Here is a 22,009-nt window from a genome sequence, read left to right as displayed (position 1 = left end):
ACTTTCCTGCAGGAGCGCATCAGCATGAACGCATCGAACCGACGTCCGCCGTTCGCCGGCAAGACATTCGAAGTCCATTACGACGGCCTCACCGCCCTCAACGCGTATGACGAGGACGGCCTCCACATGCGCTACGAGATCACCGAAGGCGCGTACGCCGGCGCGAAGGGCGAAGTCGCATATACGTGGCAGCACGTCGCCGGCGAGACCTACGCGATCTCATGGCAGGAAGCCGATCGCGCAACCGTCGTGCACATCGACGATTTCGCCGCCGGCACGTCGCGCTCGTTCTTCACCGCGGCGTCGCTCGATTTCTATCGGCTCGAAGGCAGCCTGCGCGCACGCTGAACGGAGAGACCCGACCATGTCCACTTCACTCAACACGCTCGCCGACGGCGGCTTCAGCATCGGCATCGAACTGCCGCTCGACAACGACTGGTCGCCGGGCGGCGATGCGAAGCGCCAGCATGACGGCCGCCGCCCCGGCGTGCCCGACCTGGAATTCCACGCGGCGCTCGCGCAACTGGCCGACACGCTCGGCTTCCGCGCGCTCTGGGTACGCGACGTGCCGGTGTACGACCCGTCGTTCGGCGACGCCGCGCAGGTGTTCGAGACCTTCTCGTATCTCGGCTACCTCGCCGGCATCACGCGCGACATCCTTCTCGGCACGGCGGCCGTCGTACTGCCGCTGCGCGAACCGCTGCTGACGCTGAAATCGGCCGCGACGATCCAGGAACTGAGCCGTGGCCGCCTGCTGCTCGGCGTCGCGAGCGGCGACCGGCCGGTCGAATATCCGCTGTTCGGCCGCGACTTCGCGTCACGCGGCGCGAATTTCCGCGACCAGATCGCGCTGCTGCGCGACGGCGCGCGCGGGCACCTGCCGTCCGGCCTCGACGTCCTGCCCGCCGCGCGCTCGCCGGTGCCGCTGCTCGTCGCGGGCCTCGCTCAGCAGACGCCCGCGTGGATCGGCGAACACATGGACGGCTGCCTCGCATATCCGGGCACGCCGGCCGATCACCTGCAGCGCGCCGCGAACTGGCGCGCGGTGGCCGGCAACAAGCCGTACGTGAGCTTCATCCATCTCGACCTCGCGGAAGATCCGCACGAACCGCTGCAGCGACACCGCTTCGGCGCGCGCGCCGGGCGCGTCGCGCTGACGGAGGAACTCGCGGCGATGCGCGACGCCGGCGTGCAGCACATCGGCCTGCATTTCCGCCGCAACCGCCGTCCGCTCGACGAGACGATGGCCGAGATCGCAGCGGACGTGCTGCCGGTGTTCCGGGCGAACCCGCAAGCCCGCGTCGCATAGCCGGCAGTCTCCGTCGAACCGGCGAATCGCCGACCTATATTTGACTTCAAATCAAATATTTTTGACCTCTGGAGGCGTTTATCTCATCAGTCTCGCGCGCCAGAATGACTTCCATACCGCAATCGTTCCCCCTTCAGGAGCCCATGATGAGCAACATTCCCGCATTCGGCCTCGGCACCTTCCGCCTGAAGGACCAGGTCGTCATCGACTCGGTCCGTAACGGTCTCGAGGTCGGCTACCGCGCGATCGACACCGCGCAGATCTACGGCAACGAAGCCGAGGTCGGCGAAGCGATCGCCGCGTCGGGCGTGCGCCGCGAAGACCTGTTCCTCACGACGAAGATCTGGGTCGACAACTACGCACCGGAAAAGCTGGTCGCCAGCCTCGAGGAAAGCCTGCGCAAGCTGCGCACCGACTACGTCGACCTGACGCTGATCCACTGGCCGGCCCCGGACAACGGCGTGTCGGTACAGGCGTTCATGACCGCGCTGGCCGATGCGAAGGCGAAGGGCCTCACGCGCCAGATCGGGATCTCGAACTTCAACATCGAACTGACGAAGGAAGCGATCGCGGTGGTCGGCAAGGATGCGATCGCGACGAACCAGATCGAACTGAGCCCGTACCTGCAGAACCGCAAGCTGGTCGAGTTCCTCAACGCCGAAGGCATCCACGTGACGTCGTACATGACGCTCGCGTACGGCAAGGTGCTCGGCGACCCGGTGATCGGCGCGATCGCGAAACGTCACGACGCGACGCCGGCGCAAGTTGCACTCGCGTGGGCACTGCAGCTCGGCTACTCGGTGATTCCGTCGTCGACCAAGCGCGAGAACCTCGCCAGCAACCTGCTCGCGCAGACGCTGCACCTGACCGACGAAGACATGGCGCAGATCGCCGCGCTCGAGCGCAACGGCCGCGAAGTCGACCCGGCCGGCCTCGCGCCGAAGTGGGACTAAGCGCGCCGCCCGCCATTCTCCATTTGATCCGCCGTGGCCCGAAGGCCGCGGCACCGACAGGACACCACCATGACCCAGGACCCGCTGTTCCAACCGCTGCAATTCGGCGCGCTGACGCTGCCGAACCGCATCGTGATGCCACCGATGACGCGTTCGCGCGCGAGCCAGCCCGGCGACGAAGCCAACGAACTGATGGCCGCGTATTACGCGCAGCGCGCGAGCGCGGGCCTGATCGTCACCGAAGGCACCTACATCGCGCCGCTCGGCAAGGGCTACGCATGGACGCCCGGCATTCACACGCCGTCGCAGGTCGCCGGCTGGCGCAAGGTGACGGATGCCGTCCACGCCGCGCACGGCCGCATCTTCGCGCAGCTGTGGCACGTCGGCCGACTGAGCCACACGAGCCTGCTCGGCGGCCGGCAACCCGTGTCGTCGTCGCCGATCCAGGCGAAGGGCGTGAACGTGTTCATCGCCGGTGAAGACGGCAGCACGCCGGGCTTCGTGCAGGCGTCCGAGCCGCGCGCGCTGACGACCGACGAAATCCGCGAGGTCGTCGATCAATACCGCGCCGCCGCTCGCCACGCGATCGAGGCCGGCTTCGACGGCGTCGAGCTGCACGGCGCGAACGGGTATCTCGTGAACCAGTTCATCGACTCGAACGCGAACACGCGCACCGACGCCTACGGCGGCTCGCTCGAGAACCGGCTGCGCTTCCTGCGCGAAGTCACGCAGGCGCTGATCGAAGGCACCGGCGACGCGTCGCGCGTCGGCATCCGCCTCGCACCGCTGACCACGCTGAACGGCTGCGTCGACGCCGATCCGGAAGCGACCTACCTCGCCGCGGCGAAGTTGCTCGGCGAAATCGGCGTCGGCTACCTGCACATCGCGGAAGCCGACTGGGATGACGCGCCGCTGATGCCGGTCGAATTCAAGCAGCGACTGCGCGCCGCCTACTCCGGCGTGCTGATCTACGCCGGCGCGTACACCGCCGAGCGCGCACGCGCGGCGATCGCCGACGGCTGGGCCGACCTCATCGCCTTCGGCCGCCCGTTCGTCGCGAACCCCGACCTGCCCGAGCGCCTGCGCACCGGCGCCGCGCTCACGCCGCACGACCGCAACACGCTGTTCGGCGGCGGCGCGGCAGGCTTGACCGACTATCCGACGCTCGCTCAGGCCGCGGCCTGAGCGGGCAGTCCAGCCACCCGAGACTGCTCATGAGAATCACGCTCCCCTCCCGCCTGGGTTTCGGCACCGCGCCGCTGGGCAACATGTATCGGGACATCCCGAACGACGAAGCGCTGGCCACGGTCGACGCGGCGTGGGACGCCGGCATCCGCTACTTCGACGCCGCGCCGCTGTACGGCGCCGGCCTCGCCGAGCTGCGCCTCGGCGAAGCGCTCGCCGGCCGGCCGCGCGATGAATATTCGCTCGGCACCAAGGTCGGCCGGCTCGTGCTCGACGAACACGAGGATGCATCGCAACGCGATCTCGGCGAGAAGGGTGGGCTGTTCCGCCACGGGCTGCCGAACAAGATCGTCTACGACTATACGGAAGACGGCACGCTGCGCTCGATCGAGGCGAGCCTCGAGCGGCTGCGCACCGACCGCCTCGACACGGTGTGGATCCACGATCCGGCGATCGACTTCCACGGCGAGCGCTGGCTCGACGTGTTCGACGTCGCGATGTCGGGTGCGGCCAAGGCGCTCACGCGGCTGCGCGACGAGAAGGTCATCAAGGGCTGGGGCCTCGGCGTGAACCGGATCGAGCCGTGCCAGCTCGCGCTCGAGCGCTCGGACCCGGACGGCTTCCTGCTGGCCGGCCGCTACACGCTGCTCGACCATGCGGGCGCACTCGACCGGCTGATGCCGGAAAGCGCCGCGCGCGGGCTCGGCATCATCGTCGGCGGTCCGTACAACTCCGGCGTACTCGCCGGCGGCACCCACTTCGAATACCAGCCGGCCACGCAGGACATGCTCGATCGCGTCGCGCGCATCCGGCAGATGTGCGAACGGTTCGGTGTCGACGTGCGCGCGGTGGCGCTGCAGTTCCCGCTCGCGCACCCGGCCGTCGCGGCCGTGATCCCCGGTGCGAGCCGGCCCGATCGCATCGACGAGAACCTGCGTCTCGCGGCGGCGCCGATCCCCGCGGCATTGTGGGACGCGCTGAAGGCCGCACGCCTGATCGCGGAACACGCACCGACTCCGGCCGGCGCGATCTGAGCTTCAAGGATTGAATCGGACAGGCGCGGCGACTATCGCCGCGATTGCCATTTGCACATTGCGGCCAGCGCGATTGGCGTCTAGCGTTTACGGGTTCGTCGACGGTTGCCCGTCACCCGACCTGAAAGGATGCCCGCCATGCGAAGCCGCTCCCTGAAAAACACCACGTTGCCGGCCGCCGTGGCCTGCGTTGCGCTGGCCGTCTGCACCGTCTCGGCCCGCGCCGACGAAGCTGCCGGCCTGGCACCGCCCCAGCCGGCCGCGCCCGTGCTGTCGACGACCGCGGCCGGCGTGCAGGTCTACACGTGCGACTACGATGCCGGACACAAGCTCGCCTGGGTGTTCCAGCACCCGGAAGCGATGCTGTTCGATGCCGGCGGCACGCTCGTCGTCCGGCATGGCGCAGGGCCATCGTGGGAAGCGACCGACGGCAGCCGGATCACCGGCAAGAAGCTCGCGGAAGCACCAGGCGCGCACCCGGGCAGCATTCCGCAACTCCTGCTCGCCGCGACGCCGGCGGCAACGGACGCGAAGGCCACGACCGGCGCGCTCGCCGGCGTGCGCTTCGTGCAGCGGCTCGATACCGCGGGCGGCACGCCACCGGAGGCGACGTGTTCGACCGAGCATGCGGTCGGCCGCTTTCCGTATTTCGCACGCTACGTGTTCCTGAAGTAACGCACGACGACGGCTGCCCGGATCCAGGGCGTTGCCGCCGCATCCATTCGATCAGTGATCCTTCGTTTTTACGATATCGCTCCGGCTGCGATGCAATGACTCAACCTCGGCGAATCCGCATCGACAGTTCGACATCGCCGCCGAGCAGCAGCAAGTCGACCGTGTCCGGAAGATCGGCGGCCAGCGTGCGCAACGCATCGCCTTCGCGGATCTCCGCGAGATCGGCCAGCCCGGCGGCCGCCAGGTTCACGCGCGCCCGCGCGACCGTCGACGCTTCGAATTCGCTCGTGATCAACCGGCCGCCGCCGTGGTCGCGCAGCGCGGCCGCGAGGTGCCGTGTCGAAATGCCGAACGACGTACCGAACTCGACGATCGCGCGCGCGGCCCCGGCATCATCCGGATGCAGGTTTCGCGCGGCGGCCGTTTTCACGTACCTGCGCAGCCTCGATGAAAGACACTCGTAAGATTCAACGCATCACCCGCCCCCGCCCGGCCCGTCGATCCCGCATTCAAATAATCGCCTTAACGGATTCGAACTAGGCGTATACACGCGTTCCACGACGACGAAGCCCGGTTGCACGCCGATATAAGCGCTGCGACATGCGCTGCATGCTCTTCCCCCAATGGGACGTGATGGGCCGTTCGCCTAACCTTCGCTACGGCAAAGCACACGTGACAGGTCGACCGCACCACGCGTCGTACGACGCGACACCCTCGCGCCCGCCTCGAAGCGCGTACGACGACACGGATCACGTCAAGCGTCCCCACGACGTTGCCGATTATTTCAACCAGATACGAGACACCCTGATGACGGTCCGCTACAGGCCGTTTCAGCATGCTGATAAAGGAGCAAGCTCATGAGTGATACCCCGGTGCAGCCGACGGTCGGCGTCGGCGCGGAAGAAACGGACCTCGGCACCACGGGAGTCATCGACCGGTACTTCGGCATTTCGTCGCGCGGCAGCACGCAGCGCCGCGAAATCGTCGCGGGCGTGACCACGTTCCTCGCGATGGTCTATTCCGTGTTCGTCGTGCCCGGCATGTTCGGCAAGGCCGGCTTCGACACGAGCGCGGTATTCGTCGCGGTCTGCCTCACCACCGCCTTCGGTTCGCTGCTGATGGGCCTGTGGGCGAAGCTGCCGATCGCGATCGGCTGCGCGATTTCGCTGACGGCGTTCACCGCGTTCGGCCTCGTGCTCGGCAAGGGCCTGCATCCGAGCGTCGCGCTCGGCGCCGTGTTCCTGATGGGCCTCGTGTTCACGGGCATCTCGGTCACCGGCGTGCGTTCGTGGATCCTGCGCAACCTGCCCGCGGGCGTCGCGCACGGCACCGGGATCGGCATCGGCCTGTTCCTGCTGCTGATCGCGTCGAACGATGTCGGCCTCGTGATCAAGAACCCGGGTGCCGGCCTGCCGGTCTCGCTCGGCCAGATCACCGCGTTCCCCGTCATCATGTCGGTCGTCGGCCTCGCTGCGATCTTCGGGCTCGAGAAGCGTCGCGTGCCGGGCGGCATCCTGCTCGTCGTGGTCGCGATCTCGCTGATCGGTCTCGCGTTCGATCCGGCCGTGAAGTACCGCGGCGTCTTCGCGCTGCCGTCGCTGAGCGCGCCGGGCCACGCATCGCTGATCGGCGCGATGGACATCAAGGGCGCGCTGTCGATGGCCGTGCTGCCGAGCGTGCTGGCGCTCGTGATGACCGCCGTGTTCGACGCGACCGGCACGATCCGCGCGGTCGCGGGCCAGGCGGGCCAGCTCGACGAGAACGGCCGCATCATCAACGGCGGCCGCGCGCTGACCGCCGATTCCGTCAGCTCGATCTTCTCCGGCTTCCTCGGCGGCGCGCCGGCCGCGGCCTACATCGAATCGAGCGTCGGCGTGGCCGCCGGTGCGAAGACGGGCCTCGCGGCCGCGGTGGTCGGCCTGCTGTTCCTGGTCGTGATGTTCTTCTCGCCGCTCGCGGGCCTCGTGCCGTCGTACGCAACGGCGCCCGCGCTGATGTACGTCGGCCTGCTGATGCTCGGCAGCGTGAGCAAGCTGCACATGGACGACATGGTCGATGCGATGTCGGGCCTCGTGTGCGCGGTGTTCATCGTGCTGACCGCGAACATCGTGACGGGCATCATGCTCGGTTTCTCGACGCTCGTGATCGGCCGCGTCGCCAGCGGAGAATTCCGCAAGCTCAACGTCGGCACCGTGCTCATCGCGGCCGTGCTCGTCACGTTCTATCTCGGCGGCTGGGCGATCTGACCGCGGATCATGCGCGACGTCGCTTGCGAAAAGGGCGGCGCGCATCGGGACGACACCGTCTCCTCCACCATCGTCATTGATGGTCTCCAGGCCTGGAAACACATGTTTCCAGGCCTTTTTTGTCGGTGCGGCAGGGGTTCCGCCGTGTTGTCCGGCCGAGTCGGAAAGCCGCGGCCGCATGCGTCGCGTAACGAATCCACACGCGGTGCTACGATCTTGCTTTGTCCTCCGGAACCCTCATGAATCCGTTCGGCATCGCCTGCGAATCAGACACGCGGAACGCGGCGCGCAAGCCGCCGTTCATCCCGTCGTTCGGGTTCGTCGAAGTTCATGAATCACGGCCGATCGACGCGTCGCCGTCGCGCATCATCGACACCGTGGCCGCGCTCGACATGCGCGCCGACCCGGTCATCGACGCGCTGCTTGCCGTGCGCGAATCGCCGGCGGCCATCGCCCGCGCGCTGCGCAACCGCCCCGCTCAAGCCGGGCGCGCCCGCTTCGGCTTCGATACGTTCACGCTGCTGCATCGCGACGACACGTCGTTGTCGCTGGGGCTCGTCGGCCGCTTCTGGCGCCCGGCCCCCGACGTGCGGACGATCGACGACGCCGCGGCGTTCGTCCGGCACGACGATCCGAATGACGCGAAGCTGGTGCTGCGGTTCGAGGTCGTCGGACTGCCCGCCGGCACGCGACTGCTGCGCACCGAAACCTTCGTGCACTGTCCGAGCACGCGCACGCGGCTGCTGTTCCTGCCGTACTGGCTCGCGATCCGGCTTGCGAGCGGCTGGATCCGTCGCCGCACGCTCGCGGCCGTCGAACTGGCGCTCGCCTGATACGCGGGGTCGCCGTCCGACATCGGCGGGATACGCCGCATCGCGATGGACATCGGCAGCGCCACGAACACGCACGCGCCGTCATCTGCAATCCTGATCGGTCAGCCGTCGGTCGCGACGAAACGATTCCGTGCACTGCTCCGCGATTTTTGTTCCACCCCGCGCCCGCCGTCGCGTCGCGCTACCCTATCGATCTTCGCGCCGGCGCCCCGGCTCGCCGCCAGATCCGAACCGATCGATGACTCGCATCCGAAACCACCTGAACATCGCGCAGCTCCAGGCGTTCGTCTCCGCCGCGCATCACAAGAGCCTGCGCGCCGCCGCGCGCGAACTCGGCGTCACCCAGCCCGCGATCACGCATACGATCCGCGAACTCGAAACGGCACTGAACGCCGAACTGCTCGTGCGCAGCGTGCGCGGCGTCGAGCTGACCGCGTGCGGCCATGCGCTGCTGCCGCGCGCCGAGCAACTGCTCGGCGACATACGCCGCACCGTCGAGGCCGTCGAGCAGGTGAAAGGGGAAATGTCGGGGCGCGTCGCGGTCGGCACGATGCCGTCGATCGCGCTGACCGCGCTGCCGCACGCGGTCACGGCCTTCCGCCGGTCGATGCCGAACGTCAGCCTGCATCTGGAGGAAGTGACGGTGCCCGACGCGCTCGCGCAACTGCGCAACGGCACGCTCGACATCGCTGCGATGCACCATGTGCCCGCGCTCGACCGCGATTTCACGCAGGTGCCGCTGCTGTCGACCGAATTCACCGTCGTGATGCGCGAAGGCCACCCGCTCGCGCACGCGCGCCGGTTAGAGGAATTGCTCGACGCCGAGTGGATCGTCACGGTCGGCGCCGAGCAGTTCCCGCACAGCGTGATGATCGCGATGTTCGAGGCGCGCGGGCTGCCGCTGCCGAAACGCCTGCTGCGCTCGCCGATGTCGTTCGCGGTGACGCTCGGGCTCGTCGCCCGCTCCGACGTGATCGGCTGCTTCACGCGCCCGCTGGCCGCGATGGTGGCGCCGCTCGGGATCCGCACGGCCGAACTCGACGAAAGCATGCCGCGCTTCGACCTGTCGATCATCGCGCGCCGCGACCTGCTGCCGACGCCCGCCGTATCGCAATTCGTCACCTGCCTGCAGCGCGCGGTCAACGAAACGCTCGGTTGAATCGTTCCTTCCTCTGAAACGGTCGCGCGGCGCACGCGCGGCCGTCGGGTCCGGTATCGGGGCATGTCCTAGGCGCCCTGCCGGTATTTTGTCTTGATAATCTTGCGCACGTCGCGCGCCCGCATCGGGCAGCGAAACGGACAGTCCGACGCGAAGCCGCGCCGGACCGAAGGCTTACTGCGCGGCACAACCGCGCACCCATCGAACAAAACGAGGAGTCACCGAAGTGAAAAAGATTCTTGCGGCTGTGACCGTGGCCCTGCTCGCCGTATCGGCCGGCACGGCATACGCGAAGGACTGGACGACCGTGCGCTTCGGCGTCGACGCGAGCTACCCGCCTTTCGAATCGAAAGATGCGAGCGGCAAGGTGGTCGGCTTCGACGTCGATCTCGGCAACGAGATCTGCCGCCGCATGAAAGCGAAGTGCGTGTGGATCGAAAACGACTTCGACGGGATGATCCCCGCACTGAAGGCACGCAAGTTCGACGGCGTCCTGTCGTCGATGTCGATGACGCCGGCGCGCCAGGAACAGATCGCGTTCTCGGAGAAGCTGTTCAACACGCCGACGCGCCTCGTCGCGAAGAAGGGCGCGGGCCTCCTGCCGACGGCCGAATCGCTGAAGGGCAAGTCGGTCGGCGTCGAGCAGGGCACGATCCAGGAAACCTACGCGAAGACCTACTGGGCAGCCAAGGGTGTGAAGGTCGTGCCGTACCAGAACCAGGACCAGGTCTACGCCGACCTGATCGCGGGCCGTCTGGACGCCGCGCTGCAGGACGCGGTGCAGGCCGATATCGGCTTCCTGAAGACGCCGCGCGGCGCGGGCTTCGATTTCGCGGGCAAGGACATCGACGATCCGAAGACGCTCGGCAACGGCGCCGGCATCGGCCTGCGCAAGGAAGACGGCGACCTGAAGGCGAAGATCGACGGCGCGATCGCCGGCATGCGCAAGGACGGCACGTACGAAAAGATCGCGAAGAAGTACTTCGATTTCGACGTGTACGGCAAGTAACATCGCGCAACGCGCGCTTCGCATACGCGCAGACGGGCTCCGCAAGGAGCCCGTTTTTTTTGCTCGCAGGCGACCGAAAGCTGCGAAAAACGCATGAACGAAGGGCCGCGCCGAGGTTATTTTTTACGTTCCAACCCGATGATTCATAAAGAAAAATAACGCGCCGGGCGTGCGGTTTGATAGGTTCGCGGAAGGCAACGTACAATCGATCTTCCACGCATACCGGATCACTCGCGGCTGCGCCGCCCTCCCCTCATCATGCAAACGCAGACCCATCCGCTGATTTCCCCCGCCGTCGGCACCGAACGCCAGATCACGAGCTTCCACTACGGCCCGCGCGGCGGCAAGAAGGTCTACATCCAGTCGTCGCTGCACGCGGACGAACTGCCCGGCATGCTGGTCGCCGCGCTGCTGCGCCGCAAGATCGCCGCGCTCGAGACGGCCGGCAAGCTGCGCGGCGAAGTGGTCATCGTCCCCGTGCCGAACCCGATCGGCCTGTCGCAACACGTGTTCGGCGATCACCTCGGCCGCTTCGAGCTCGGCTCGATGCAGAACTTCAACCGCAATTTCTACGATCTCGCGGCGCTCGTGCTGCCGCGCATCGAAGGCCGCCTGACGAACGACGCGCAGCGCAACCTCGCCGCGGTACGCGCCGCGATGCGCGAAGCGCTCGACGAACAGAAGCCGCGCACCGAACTCGAATCGCAGCGCCTCGCGCTGCAGAAGCTGTCGTTCGACGCCGACATCGTGCTTGACCTGCATTGCGACAGCGACGCGGTGATGCACCTGTATACGAACCCCGATCTGTGGGAAGACGTCGAGCCGCTGTCGCGCTATCTGGATGCGCAGGCGTCGCTGCTCGCGCTGAATTCGGTCGGCAATCCGTTCGACGAGATCCACAGCTTCTGCTGGTCGGATCTGCGCGGCCGGTTCGGCGATCGCTTCCCGATCCCGAACGGCGCGATTTCCGTCACGGTCGAACTGCGCAGCGAGCGCGACGTGTCGTACGAACTCGCGGAGAAGGACTCGCAGGCGATCGTCGAATACCTGACCGAGCGCGGCGTCATCGACGGCACGCCCGCGCCGCTGCCGCCGCTCGCGCATCCGGCCACGCCGCTCGCGGGCACCGATCCGCTCGTCGCGCCGGTGTCGGGCGTGATCGTGTTCCGCACGCCGGTCGGCGCGTGGATCGAGGCCGGCCAGGACGTGGCCGACATCGTCGATCCGCTGACCGATCGCGTGATCACGCTGAAGAGCAGCGTGGCGGGCGTGCTGTACGCGCGCCAGATCGTGCGCTTCGCGACCGCCGGGATGGAAGTCGCGCGGATCGCCGGCGCGACGCCGATCCGCACCGGGTCGCTGCTGTCGGCCTGAGCCGCCTGAGCGGCCGGCCCGCGTGCCGCATCACGGCGCGCACCAACGAAATCGCCCGCTTGCGCGGGCGATTTGCTTTTCGGCCTGGCGGGATACCCGGCAACGCGGCCAGGCCAACGGCTGGCGTTCAGAACGCCGGCACGATCGCGCCGCCGAATTTCTGGTCGATGAACTTGCGCACGTCGTCCGATTCATAGGCCGCGACGAGTTTCTTCACCCACGGCTTGTCCTTGTCCTGCGCGCGCACCGCGATCAGGTTCGCGTACGGCCCGCGCAGGTCCTCGATCGCGATCGCATCCTTCGCCGGCGTGAGCCCGGCCTTCACCGCGTAGTCGGTGTTGATCGACGCGGCGTCGAGGTCGGGCAGCGCGCGCGGCAGTTGCGCGGCGTCGAGTTCGACAATCCTGATCTTCTTCGGATTTTCGGCGACGTCGAGCGGCGTCGCATTGACGCCGTTCGTGCCGGCGCCCGCCTTCAGCTTGATCACCCCGTATTTCTGCAGCAGCAGCAGCGCGCGGTTGCCGTTCGACGGATCGTTCTGGATTCCGACCTTCGCGCCGGCCGGCAGGTCCTTCAGCGACTTGAGCTTCTTCGAATAGAAGCCCATCGGCGCCGTGTAGGTCAGCCCGACGTTGACGATCCTGTAGCCGCGCTGCTTGATCTGGCTGTCGAGAAACGGCTGGTGCTGGAAACCGTTCGCATCGAGGTCGCCCGCATCGAGCGCCGCGTTCGGCTGCACGTAGTCGTTGAATTCGATGACCTTGATCGCGAGGCCCTCGCGAGCGGCGACTTTCGTCACCTCGGTCCAGATCTGCGCGTCGGGGCCGCTCATCGTGCCGATCTTCAGCGTCTGCGGGTCGGCGTGCGCGCCGGGCGCGGCAAAGGCCAGCGCCGCGGCAAGCGCGCCGAGGCCGGTCAGGATCGAACGTCGCATGGTGTCCTCTTGTCCCGTGTCGTTGTTGAAGCGCGCATCGTGGCACGGGGCCGGAACGGCACCAACCAAGCTTATTTCATCTGCATATTCCTGATCCCGATCGACTCTCAGGCGGAATCGGTATAACTCCCTGCTGTACAACCGGGCAGAATTCAGTGTCGCGTGGGCACCACAGATTCGTCATATGACAAAGGCTGTCACATTCATTACGTGGCCCGCCGATAAAGTTGCGACCGGTCCGTGAAAGCGCCCACAGAGAGCGCCGGAACCGCAACTGGACACGCCATTTATTCGCTCGGAGAATCCTTTGAACAAGAAACTGTTGACCATCGCCATCCTCGCAGCAACGGCCGGCACGGCGCACGCACAAAGCAGCGTGACCCTGTACGGTGTCATCGATGCCGGTATCAGCTACGTGAACCACAGCAAGACCGCGAACGGCGGCAGCGGCAAGCTGTTCAAGTACGACGACGGCGTGGCCCAGGGCAGCCGTTGGGGCCTGCGCGGCACCGAAGACCTCGGTGGCGGCCTGAAGGCGATCTTCGTGCTCGAAAACGGCTTCAACAGCGGCAACGGCACGATCGGCCAGGGTGGCGCGATCTTCGGCCGTCAAGCCTACGTCGGCCTGAGCCAGTCGCAATACGGCACGGTCACGTTCGGCCGCCAGTACTCGTTCTCGACCGACATCCTCGGCTCGAACTACTCGACGGGCGGCAACACGGTCGCGGGCAACTACGCGTACCACGTGAACGACATCGACCAGCTCACGTCGAGCCGCATCAACAACTCGGTGAAGTTCCAGAGCGCGAACTACGCCGGCTTCACGTTCGGCGCGTTGTACGGCTTCTCGAACTCGACCGACTTCGCCGGCGCACCGGCGACGACGACGGGCACCACGACGACGGCCGGTTCGTCGCGCGCATACAGCTTCGGCCTGAACTACGCGAACGGCCCGTTCGCACTCGGTGCCGCATACACGGACATCCGCTTCCCGAGCCAGTCGACGCCGGCATTCTCGACGTCGATCGCGAACATCGCGCTGACGAACATCCGCGACCTGCGCACGTACGGCGTCGGCGGCCGCTACATCTTCGGCCCGGCAACGGCATGGCTGCTCTGGACGCGCACGCAGTTCACCCCGATCGCCGCGGGTGCATCGGGCACGTTCTACAACGCCTATGAAGCAGGTGTGAAGTACGCGATCACGCCGGCCCTGTCGGCAGCAGCGGGCTACACGTACACGAACGCGACGCAAAGCGGCAGCTCCGCGCACTGGAACCAGGGCAACCTGGGCCTCGACTACGCGCTCAGCAAGCGTACGGACGTGTACGGCCTGGTCGTCTACCAGAAGGCGTCGGGCAACAACGTGCAGGCGCAGATCGGTTCGAGCACGAGCTACTTCAGCACGTCGGGCAACGGTTCGTCGAACCAGCTGGCCGCGCGCGTCGGTATCCGTCACAAGTTCTAAAGCATCCGCTTAACTATCCGCTCACTTCGCGGATGACGACGGCAAGAAGCGCCCCGCTCCCCGCGGGGCGCTTTTTTATGTGCTTTTAAGTTTCGCTTAATTCTGGGCTGAGAGGATGCTCTCACCCCCCCTGTTGGCCGCCTGAGCATCGGCGGCTTTTTTTTTGAGTCCCACTACGGCACCGCCATCAACTGCCCACAAGACAGGATCGGAGGCCAAGATGATCGAAGATACCGTTTTCAGCCATCTGCACGCGATTCTGACGTGCCAACATTCGCTACCGGTCCAGAGCTGCCGCGTGTCGGTGGAAATGCAGCGCCCATGGGGCCGTCCGTACCGGCTCGTCGAATGGACGATGCATCTCGACGCGCCCGCGCGGCGCCAGATCGTGCCGGCCGAATCGACCGACGAAGAGATCGCCGAGGTCGTCGCGTCGCACGTGCCCGGCCGCCTGTACGGCGACGGCCGGCTGCAGTTCTGATCCCCCTTTACGGGCCTCGCTGCCCGCGTCGCAACCGGCCCGCACGCATCGTGCGGCACTCGGTCTCGTTTGACGCGGCAACGAAGTCTGCTACGCTGCGCGTTTTCGTCCACGCAACACACGATGGAAAACGCATTCAACGAACGCGGCGTGATGGTCACGCGCAACGGCCTGTCGGCCGCCGGGCAGGTCTTCCCGCTGCGTGACATCCGCAACGTCGACGTCGTCAAGATCCCGAAGAATCGCCTCGTGCCGTCGCTGATCTCGCTGATCGGCGTGGTCAGCGCCATCGCCGGCGGCATCGGCGGATCGAGCGCCGCGCTGGTCGTCGGCGTGATGCTCGCCGTCGTCGGCTATCTCGCCTGGACCACGCAGGACGTCACGTACCGGCTGATGGTCGAGATGCCCGACGGCAAGCGCGAAGCGCTGTCGAGCGTCGACGCCGAATTCGTCGAGCGCGTCGCGCAGGTCGTGCGCGATGCACGGACGGCGACGGCCGCCGGCTGATTTCCGCTGCGCACGCCGACCACCTACTATGCAATGAGCGGCACGCTGCCGCGTCGTTCGAGGAGGTCGGCATGAACGCCCAATCGCTATCCGGCATGCTGCACGCGCAGGAACTGCTGCTCGTCTCGATGATCCGCGCGCTGCCGCCCGACACACGCTGCGCGCTCGTCGACATCTACGCCGAACAGCTCGCGTTCGCCGAGCAGGCCGGTTTCGAAGGTCACGGCGATCGCGCGACGCACGACGCGTTCATCGCGCATGCGCGCAACCTGCTGATTCGTATCGAATCGCTGGCCTAGGCCCGGCCCGCTTCTCCCGAATTTCCCCCCGCGCGGCTCGCCCGATCCGCGCGGTCAACGCGCGTCCCGATACGCCGCGTCTCGCCCTTGTATTGATAATAATTCTCATTTACACTGCAAGACTTATCAATTGCCTTTCAATTCGCCGTTCGCCGCCTGTCGCGCGCGAACGGGCCAGCCAGGTGAACGCGTCACCCAGCCAGCCTTCGGGCTCGTTATCGTCAATGGGAGACCACCTGTGCATTGCTATCCGCTGGCGCGGCGGCCGATCTGTGCCGCGCTGTTCGGCGCATTCGGCCTGTCCGCCGCCCCGGCTTACGCCGATTCGTCGCCGCAAGGCGCCAACCCGCCACCTGCTGTCCTGACCACCGCCGCCGCGTCCACGCGCGGCGATGCGGCGCTGCTCGACCCCGTCACCGTCACGGCCACCCGCACCGCCACCGCCGCGAGCCGCACGGCCGCGTCCGTGTCGGTGATCACCGACGACGATCTCGAGGAACAGCAGGCCACCAACATCAAGGACGCGCTGCGCTACGAGCCGGGCGTCACGGTGCGCCGCACCGCGTACCGCCCCGGCAGCGCCGCGCTCGGCGGCGGCCGCGACGGCGATTCGAGCATCAACATCCGCGGCCTCGAAGGCAATCGCGTGCTGCTGATGGAAGACGGCATCCGCCTGCCGAACGCGTTCTCGTTCGGGCCGCTCGAAGCCGGCCGCGGCGACTATGCGGATCTCGACATGCTCAAGCGCATCGAGATCCTGCGCGGGCCGGCGTCGGCGCTGTACGGCAGCGACGGGCTGACCGGCGCGGTGAACTTCATCACGAAGGATCCGCGCGACCTGCTGTCGATCTACGGCAAGCCCACCTACTTCTCGTTCCGGCCGAGCTACGACTCGGCCGACCGCAGCGTCGGCGCGACGGTGTCGGCCGCGGGCGGCAACGACCGCGTGCAGGGGATGATCATCGCCGACGGCCGGCGCGGCCACGAGGTCGACACGCGCGGCGGCAACAATTCGGCGAGCACGCTGCGCACGACGTCGAACCCGCAGGACGTCTATTCGGAATCGCTGCTCGGCAAGCTCGTGCTGACGCCCACCGCGCGCGACACGATCAAGTTCACCGCCGAAACCGTGCAGCGCCGCGTGAGCACCGACGTGCTGTCCGCGATCAACCGGCCGGCCACGCTCGGCCTCACGACGTATGACCGGCTCGAGCGCAACCGCTTCAGTGTCGACTACGACTTCCGCGACGATGCGTTCCGCTGGTTCCAGACCGCGCACGCGCAGTTCTACTACCAGGACGCGAGGCAGGACCAGTTCGCATTCGAGACGCGCGGCACGCAGCCCTCGCGCTCCCGCGACAACCAGTACCAGGAACGCACGGTCGGCGGCGCCGCGTTCGCCGAAAGCGGCTTCTCGACCGGCCCGCTCGCGCACAAGTTGCTGGTCGGCGTCGACGGCAGCCTGTCGCGCGTGACGAACATGCGCGACGGCACGGTGCCGGGCGTCGGCGAAGCGTTCCCGAACAAGGCGTTTCCCGATACCGACTACACGCTGTTCGGCGCGTTCGTGCAGGACCGGATCGGCTATGGTCGCCTGCTGGTCACGCCGGGGCTGCGCTTCGATACGTACCGGCTGAGCCCCACGCAGAACGATCCGCTGTTCACCGGCACCGCGGTGTCGACGAGCGCGAACGAAGTGTCGCCGCGCGTCGCGGTGCTCTACGAGATCACGCCCGCGCTGATTCCGTACGCGCAGTACGCGCACGGCTTCCGCGCGCCGACGCCCGACCAGGTCAACAGCAGCTTCTCGAACCCGGTGTACGGCTACACGTCGATCGGCAATCCGAACCTGAAGCCGGAGACCAGCGACACGTTCGAAGCGGGCCTGCGCGGCAAGGCCGGCACCGGCTACGGCGTCGTGCGCTACAGCGCGGCCGCGTTCACCGGCCGCTACCGCAACTTCATCTCGCGCACGACGATCGCGGGCAGCGGCCGCCCGGCCGACCCGTTCGTGTTCCAGTACGTGAACTTCGCCGACGCGCGCATCCACGGCCTCGAAGGCCGTGCCGAATGGATCATGCCGAACGGCATCACGCTGAAGACGGCGATGGCGTTCACCAGGGGCTCGACGCAAAACGACGGCGCGGCGAGCCAGCCGCTGAACACGGTCAATCCGTTCTCGGCGGTGTTCGGCGTGCGCTACGAACCCGGCGAACGCTGGTTCGTGCAGACCGACCTGCTGTTCCAGGCCGCGAAACGCGACAAGGACATCGACAAGTCCGACTGCTCGAACAAGGCGTGCTTCGCGCCGCCGTCGTCGTTGGTCGTCGACCTGCGCGGCGGGTACCGCTTCAACAAGCACGTGAGCGCGACGATCGGCGTCCGCAACCTGTTCGACCGCAAATACTGGAACTGGTCGGACGTGCGCGGCATCGCGGCCGATTCGCAGGTGCTCGATGCGTATACGTCGTCCGGACGCACCGTCGCCGTCAGCATGAAAGTGGATTTCTGATGCGCGCTGTCGCGCGTTCCTACCCAACCGTTACTTCAAGGAGTCCGACATGATGCATTCCGCCCTTCCCGGTCAGCCGGCCACGCCGGCCCGCGCGTCCGCCGCGTTGCGCGACGCATTCGTCAAGCTCAAGGCCGAGCGACAGCTGCGCAACCGCGACGTCGCGCAGGCACTCGGCGTCAGCGAAGGCGAGGCGCTCGCCGCGTTCGTCGGCGAACACGTGGTGCGGCTCGACGCGCGCTTTCCGGCGATGTTCGAGGAAATGCCGCGCCTCGGCCGCGTGATGGCGCTCACGCGCAACGACACGGCCGTTCACGAGACGGACGGCGAATATGCGCAGATGAGCCACGACGGCCCGGTCGGCCTCGCGCTCGGCGACATCGACCTGCGCATCTTCTACCGTCACTGGGCATCCGCGTTCGCGGTGCGCGACGAGACCGCGCACGGTCCGCTGCAGAGCCTGCAATTCTTCGACGCGCAAGGTCATGCGATCCACAAGGTCTACCTGCGCGCGCACAGCGATCACGCGGCCTACGACGCGTTCGTCGAACGCTGGCGCGCGGCGTCGCAGGAGCCGGGGCTCGACGTCGTGCCCGCCGCGGCAAAAACGCCCGAGCGCGCCGATACCGAGATCGACGTCGCGGGCTTTCGCGCCGCATGGGACACGATGACCGACACGCACCAGTTCTTCGGCATCACGCAGCGCTTCGGCGTGAGCCGCATGCAGGCGCTGCGCCTCGCCGATCCGCAGTACGCCTATCCGGTCGAAGCGGCGCGTGCGCTGCGTCACGTGCTCGAACAGGCCGCGCAGAGCGGCCAGCCGATCATGGTGTTCGTCGGCAATGCAGGGATGATCCAGATCCACACGGGCCCCGTCGCGAACGTGCGCGAGGTCGGCGCGTGGATCAACGTGCTCGATCCGGGCTTCAACCTGCACGTGCGCGAGGACCTGATCGCCGCCGCATGGGTCGTGAAGAAGCCGACGAGCGACGGCATCGTCACGTCGCTCGAGCTGTTCGACCGGCAGGGCGACCACGTCGCGCTGCTGTTCGGCGAACGCAAGCCGGGCCAGGCCGAACGCGACGACTGGCGCGCGCTCGTCGCGACGCTGCCGTCGGCGGCACGCGGAGACGTGCGGTGAGCGCGGGATCGTTCCTCCCGCGACGCCGCGTCGTGCTCGCGAGCGCGATCGCCGGTGCGCTCGCGGGCGCGCTGCCCGGCCGAGCGCTCCCGCAAGTCGTGCAGAAGCGCGTCGTCGTGATCGGCGGCGCGCTCGCGGAAACCGCGTTCGCGCTCGGCGGCGCCGACGCGCGCGGGTACCGGCTCGTCGGCACCGACACGACCTGCACGTACCCGGACGCCGCGAAGCGCCTGCCGAAGGTCGGCTACCAGCGCGCGCTGTCGGCCGAGGGGCTGCTGTCGCTGCGCCCCGATCTCGTGCTCGCGTCGGCGGAAGCCGGCCCGCCCGCCGCGATCGCACAGGTGAAAAGCGCGGGCGTCGCGGTGACGATGTTCGACGAGCGGCACGACGTCGATTCGGTGCGCGCCAAGATCACCGGCGTCGCACAGGTGCTCGACGTGCGCGACGCGGGCACCGCGCTGCTGCAACGCTTCGATCGCGACTGGCAGGCCGCCCGCGCCGCGGTCGCCGCGCACGCACCCGGCGGCGCGCAGCCGCCGTGCGTGCTGTTCGTGCTGAACCATACCGGCAATCAGGCGCTCGTCGCCGGCCAGCACACGGCCGCCGACGCGATGATCCGCTATGCGGGCGCGCGCAATGCGATGCAGGGCTTCGATCACTACAAGCCGCTGACGACCGAGGCGCTCGCCGCCGCCGCACCCGACATCGTGCTGATTTCCGACGAAGGGCTCACGGCGGTCGGCGGCCGCGCCGCGCTGCTCGCCGCGCCCGGCTTCGGCGCGACGCCGGCCGGCCGCGCGCAGCGGGTCGTGTCGCTCGATGCGCTGTTCCTGCTCGGCTTCGGCCCGCGCCTGCCGCTCGCCGTCACGACCCTGCACCGGCGCCTGTCGGATGCGCTCGCCTGATTCCGGATCGTCCCGATGCCTGCTCATGCCTCACCCTTCCCCGCGCCGTCGCACGCCTCGCGTGCCGGCGCCGCGCGCGTCGGCGCGTCGCGCCGTGTCGCACCGTTCGCGCTGGCCGCGCTCGCCATCCTCGTGTGTGCCCTATCCGTCGTCGCGCTGTGCGTGGGCGCGTACCGCATTCCGTTCGCGGAGGCCTGGGCTGCGCTGAGCGGCGACCCGGCCGCGCAACAGGCGCGTGCGGTGCTGGTCGACATCCGTGCACCGCGCGTCGTGCTCGCGCTGCTGGTCGGCGGCGGCTTCGGCGCGGCTGGCGCCGCGATGCAGGCGCTGTTCCGCAATCCGCTCGCCGATCCGGGCCTCGTCGGCGTGTCGAGCGGCGCGGCGCTCGGCGCGACGACGACGATCGTCCTGGGGCCCGCGCTGTTCGCCGCGCATGCGAGCGCGGCCGTGCTGCCCGTCGCCGCGTTCGCGGGCGCGCTCGCGGTCGCGGCGCTCGTCTACCGGCTCGCCGCGTCGCGCGGCCGGCTCGCGCTGCCGCTGCTGCTGCTCGCCGGCATCGCGATCAACGCACTGGTCGGCGCGGCGATCGGGCTGCTCACGTTCGTCGCCGACGACGCGCAGTTGCGTTCCCTGACTTTCTGGAGCCTCGGCAGCCTCGGCGGCGCGCAATGGTCGACGCTGGCGGCCGTCGCGCCGTGCGTCGCGATCGGCTGCGTGCTGCTCGCGCGCGACCGTGACGCGCTCAACGCCTTGCAGCTCGGCGAGATCGAAGCGTCGCATCTCGGCGTGCCCGTGCAGCGGCTCAAGCGGCGCGTGCTCGTCGCGGTCGCGCTCGCGGTCGGCGCGCTCGTGTCGTGCGCGGGCATCATCGGTTTCATCGGCCTCGTCGCGCCGCACTGCGTGCGCCTCGCATGCGGCCCCGACCAGCGCGTCGTGCTGCCCGGCGCCGCGTTGCTCGGCGCACTGCTGACGCTCGCCGCCGATCTTGCCGCGCGCACCGTCGCCGCACCCGCCGAGATTCCGCTCGGCGTGTTGACCGCACTGCTCGGCGCGCCGTTCTTTCTCGCGTTGCTGTGGAAAAGCCGCGGCGCGCTCGGCGGCTGACCCTTCACTCTCTCATCATGCTGACCGCCCATCATCTCGACGTCGCCCGCCGGCACCACGCCGTTCTGCGCAACCTGTCGCTGTCGATCGAGCCCGGCCGCGTGACCGCGCTGCTCGGCCGCAACGGCGCGGGCAAGAGCACGCTGCTGAAGACCTTCGCGGGTGAGCTGACCGGCAGCGTCGCGCCGCACGGCGTGCGCGTGACCGGCGACATCACGCTGAATGGCGAGCCGCTCGCGCGCATCGACGCGCCGCGGCTCGCGTGCCTGCGCGCCGTGCTGCCGCAGGCCGCGCAGCCGGCGTTTCCGTTCAGCGTCGACGAAATCGTGCTGCTCGGCCGTTATCCGCATGCGCGACGCGGCGGCGCGCGGCACGTGATCGCGCACCGCGATCGCGACATCGCGTGGCAGGCGCTCGAACGTGCGGGTGCCGACGCGCTCGTCGGCCGCGCCGTAACGACGCTGTCGGGCGGTGAGCTCGCACGCGTGCAGTTCGCGCGCGTGCTCGCGCAGCTGTGGCCGGACGACGACGCGCCTGAAACGAGCCCGCGCTACCTGCTGCTCGACGAACCGACCGCCGCGCTCGATCTCGCGCATCAGCACCGGCTGCTCGAGACCGTGCGCACGGTCGCGCGCGAATGGCGGCTCGGCGTGCTCGCGATCGTCCACGATCCCAACCTCGCCGCGCGGCACGCGGATACGATCGCGATGCTCGCGGACGGCACGATCGTCGCGCACGGTGCGCCGCGCGACGTGATGACGCCCGCACGTATCGCGCAGTGCTATGGGTTCGCGGTGAAAATGGTGGAAACGGGCGATGGGTTGCCGCCGGTCATGGTGCCGGCATGAGGTCGCTGCGTGCGACGCGGCGTCCGTCCGCAC

General features: G+C 68.1%; 21 protein-coding genes and 1 pseudogene. 20 read left to right on the top strand and 2 right to left on the bottom strand.

Going from position 1 to position 22,009, the window contains the following annotated elements:
• The first annotated feature begins 24 nt into the window (after positions 1 to 24).
• The 6 genes from DIE23_RS07205 to DIE23_RS07180 all read left to right on the top strand — a co-directional run bounded on the left by DIE23_RS07205 (position 25) and on the right by DIE23_RS07180 (position 5,156).
• Complete coding sequence (locus DIE23_RS07205; protein ID WP_124611471.1) at positions 25 to 348, top strand: MoaF-related domain-containing protein; 324 nt, start codon at positions 25 to 27, stop codon at positions 346 to 348.
• A gap of 16 nt (positions 349 to 364) precedes the next feature.
• A complete protein-coding gene (locus DIE23_RS07200) occupies positions 365 to 1,309 on the top strand; it encodes an LLM class oxidoreductase (RefSeq protein WP_124611470.1) in 945 nt (314 codons plus the stop codon).
• 146 nt (positions 1,310 to 1,455) lie between these two features.
• Positions 1,456 to 2,262 (top strand): 2,5-didehydrogluconate reductase DkgB, encoded by an 807-nt coding sequence (dkgB, locus tag DIE23_RS07195; RefSeq protein ID WP_124611469.1) that lies wholly within the window; start codon positions 1,456 to 1,458, stop codon positions 2,260 to 2,262.
• Between the two features lie 69 nt (positions 2,263 to 2,331).
• On the top strand, positions 2,332 to 3,447 hold the full coding sequence (locus DIE23_RS07190) for an alkene reductase (RefSeq protein ID WP_124611468.1): 1,116 nt from the start codon (positions 2,332 to 2,334) through the stop codon (positions 3,445 to 3,447).
• A 29-nt stretch (positions 3,448 to 3,476) separates the two neighbouring features.
• Entirely contained in the window at positions 3,477 to 4,481 is a 1,005-nt protein-coding gene (locus DIE23_RS07185) for an aldo/keto reductase (RefSeq protein WP_124611467.1), read from the top strand.
• A gap of 138 nt (positions 4,482 to 4,619) precedes the next feature.
• The gene (locus tag DIE23_RS07180; protein WP_124611466.1) at positions 4,620 to 5,156 is read left to right on the top strand and encodes a DUF3455 domain-containing protein; all 537 of its coding nucleotides are present in this window, start codon (positions 4,620 to 4,622) and stop codon (positions 5,154 to 5,156) included.
• Between the two features lie 136 nt (positions 5,157 to 5,292).
• On the opposite strand, the pseudogene DIE23_RS07175 reads toward DIE23_RS07180, so the two are convergent.
• Positions 5,293 to 5,538: pseudogene (locus DIE23_RS07175) on the bottom strand (O-methyltransferase); the annotation flags it as partial.
• A 475-nt stretch (positions 5,539 to 6,013) separates the two neighbouring features.
• Between DIE23_RS07175 and DIE23_RS07170 the strand changes: the two are divergent.
• The 5 genes from DIE23_RS07170 (at position 6,014) to DIE23_RS07150 (ending at position 11,777) form a co-directional block, all read left to right on the top strand.
• Positions 6,014 to 7,402 carry an NCS2 family permease gene (locus DIE23_RS07170; RefSeq protein WP_124611465.1) on the top strand — a complete coding sequence of 463 codons (1,389 nt, stop codon included), beginning with the start codon at positions 6,014 to 6,016 and terminating at the stop codon, positions 7,400 to 7,402.
• 239 nt (positions 7,403 to 7,641) lie between these two features.
• Positions 7,642 to 8,235 carry a hypothetical protein gene (locus tag DIE23_RS07165; protein ID WP_124611464.1) on the top strand — a complete coding sequence of 198 codons (594 nt, stop codon included), beginning with the start codon at positions 7,642 to 7,644 and terminating at the stop codon, positions 8,233 to 8,235.
• Positions 8,236 to 8,473: 238 nt separating this feature from the next.
• Positions 8,474 to 9,394 (top strand): LysR substrate-binding domain-containing protein, encoded by a 921-nt coding sequence (locus DIE23_RS07160; protein WP_185646399.1) that lies wholly within the window; start codon positions 8,474 to 8,476, stop codon positions 9,392 to 9,394.
• Positions 9,395 to 9,620: 226 nt separating this feature from the next.
• Positions 9,621 to 10,403 carry an ABC transporter substrate-binding protein gene (locus DIE23_RS07155; RefSeq protein WP_124611463.1) on the top strand — a complete coding sequence of 261 codons (783 nt, stop codon included), beginning with the start codon at positions 9,621 to 9,623 and terminating at the stop codon, positions 10,401 to 10,403.
• Positions 10,404 to 10,661: 258 nt separating this feature from the next.
• Positions 10,662 to 11,777, top strand: coding sequence for a succinylglutamate desuccinylase/aspartoacylase family protein (locus DIE23_RS07150; protein ID WP_124611462.1), 1,116 nt, complete (start codon positions 10,662 to 10,664; stop codon positions 11,775 to 11,777).
• A gap of 127 nt (positions 11,778 to 11,904) precedes the next feature.
• On the opposite strand, the gene DIE23_RS07145 is transcribed toward DIE23_RS07150, so the two are convergent.
• A complete protein-coding gene (locus tag DIE23_RS07145) occupies positions 11,905 to 12,711 on the bottom strand; it encodes a MetQ/NlpA family ABC transporter substrate-binding protein (protein ID WP_011659720.1) in 807 nt (268 codons plus the stop codon).
• 307 nt (positions 12,712 to 13,018) lie between these two features.
• Here DIE23_RS07145 and DIE23_RS07140 point away from each other — a divergent pair, with 307 nt between their 5' ends.
• The 9 genes from DIE23_RS07140 to DIE23_RS07100 all read left to right on the top strand — a co-directional run bounded on the left by DIE23_RS07140 (position 13,019) and on the right by DIE23_RS07100 (position 21,976).
• A complete protein-coding gene (locus DIE23_RS07140) occupies positions 13,019 to 14,179 on the top strand; it encodes a porin (protein WP_124611461.1) in 1,161 nt (386 codons plus the stop codon).
• Positions 14,180 to 14,399: 220 nt separating this feature from the next.
• Entirely contained in the window at positions 14,400 to 14,660 is a 261-nt protein-coding gene (locus tag DIE23_RS07135) for a DUF2866 domain-containing protein (RefSeq protein WP_011548992.1), read from the top strand.
• Positions 14,661 to 14,783: 123 nt separating this feature from the next.
• On the top strand, positions 14,784 to 15,167 hold the full coding sequence (locus DIE23_RS07130) for a DUF6232 family protein (protein ID WP_124611460.1): 384 nt from the start codon (positions 14,784 to 14,786) through the stop codon (positions 15,165 to 15,167).
• Between the two features lie 71 nt (positions 15,168 to 15,238).
• Positions 15,239 to 15,466 carry a hypothetical protein gene (locus DIE23_RS07125; protein WP_124611459.1) on the top strand — a complete coding sequence of 76 codons (228 nt, stop codon included), beginning with the start codon at positions 15,239 to 15,241 and terminating at the stop codon, positions 15,464 to 15,466.
• Between the two features lie 238 nt (positions 15,467 to 15,704).
• The gene (locus DIE23_RS07120; protein WP_124611458.1) at positions 15,705 to 17,978 is read left to right on the top strand and encodes a TonB-dependent hemoglobin/transferrin/lactoferrin family receptor; all 2,274 of its coding nucleotides are present in this window, start codon (positions 15,705 to 15,707) and stop codon (positions 17,976 to 17,978) included.
• Positions 17,979 to 18,027: 49 nt separating this feature from the next.
• Complete coding sequence (locus DIE23_RS07115) at positions 18,028 to 19,119, top strand: hemin-degrading factor (protein WP_124611457.1); 1,092 nt, start codon at positions 18,028 to 18,030, stop codon at positions 19,117 to 19,119.
• Positions 19,116 to 20,024: a hemin ABC transporter substrate-binding protein gene (locus DIE23_RS07110; RefSeq protein ID WP_124611456.1), complete on the top strand. Its 909-nt coding sequence runs from the start codon at positions 19,116 to 19,118 to the stop codon at positions 20,022 to 20,024. Before DIE23_RS07115 ends, DIE23_RS07110 begins: the two co-directional genes overlap by 4 nt.
• A 15-nt stretch (positions 20,025 to 20,039) precedes the next feature.
• Complete coding sequence (locus DIE23_RS07105) at positions 20,040 to 21,128, top strand: iron ABC transporter permease (protein WP_124611455.1); 1,089 nt, start codon at positions 20,040 to 20,042, stop codon at positions 21,126 to 21,128.
• Positions 21,129 to 21,145: 17 nt separating this feature from the next.
• Positions 21,146 to 21,976 (top strand): heme ABC transporter ATP-binding protein, encoded by an 831-nt coding sequence (locus tag DIE23_RS07100; protein ID WP_124611454.1) that lies wholly within the window; start codon positions 21,146 to 21,148, stop codon positions 21,974 to 21,976.
• The last annotated feature ends 33 nt before the right edge of the window (positions 21,977 to 22,009 follow it).

Source organism: Burkholderia sp. Bp9143 (assembly GCF_003853645.1).
Classification (GTDB): Bacteria; Pseudomonadota; Gammaproteobacteria; order Burkholderiales; family Burkholderiaceae; genus Burkholderia.
This window is presented reverse-complemented; position numbering and strand designations above follow the sequence as displayed.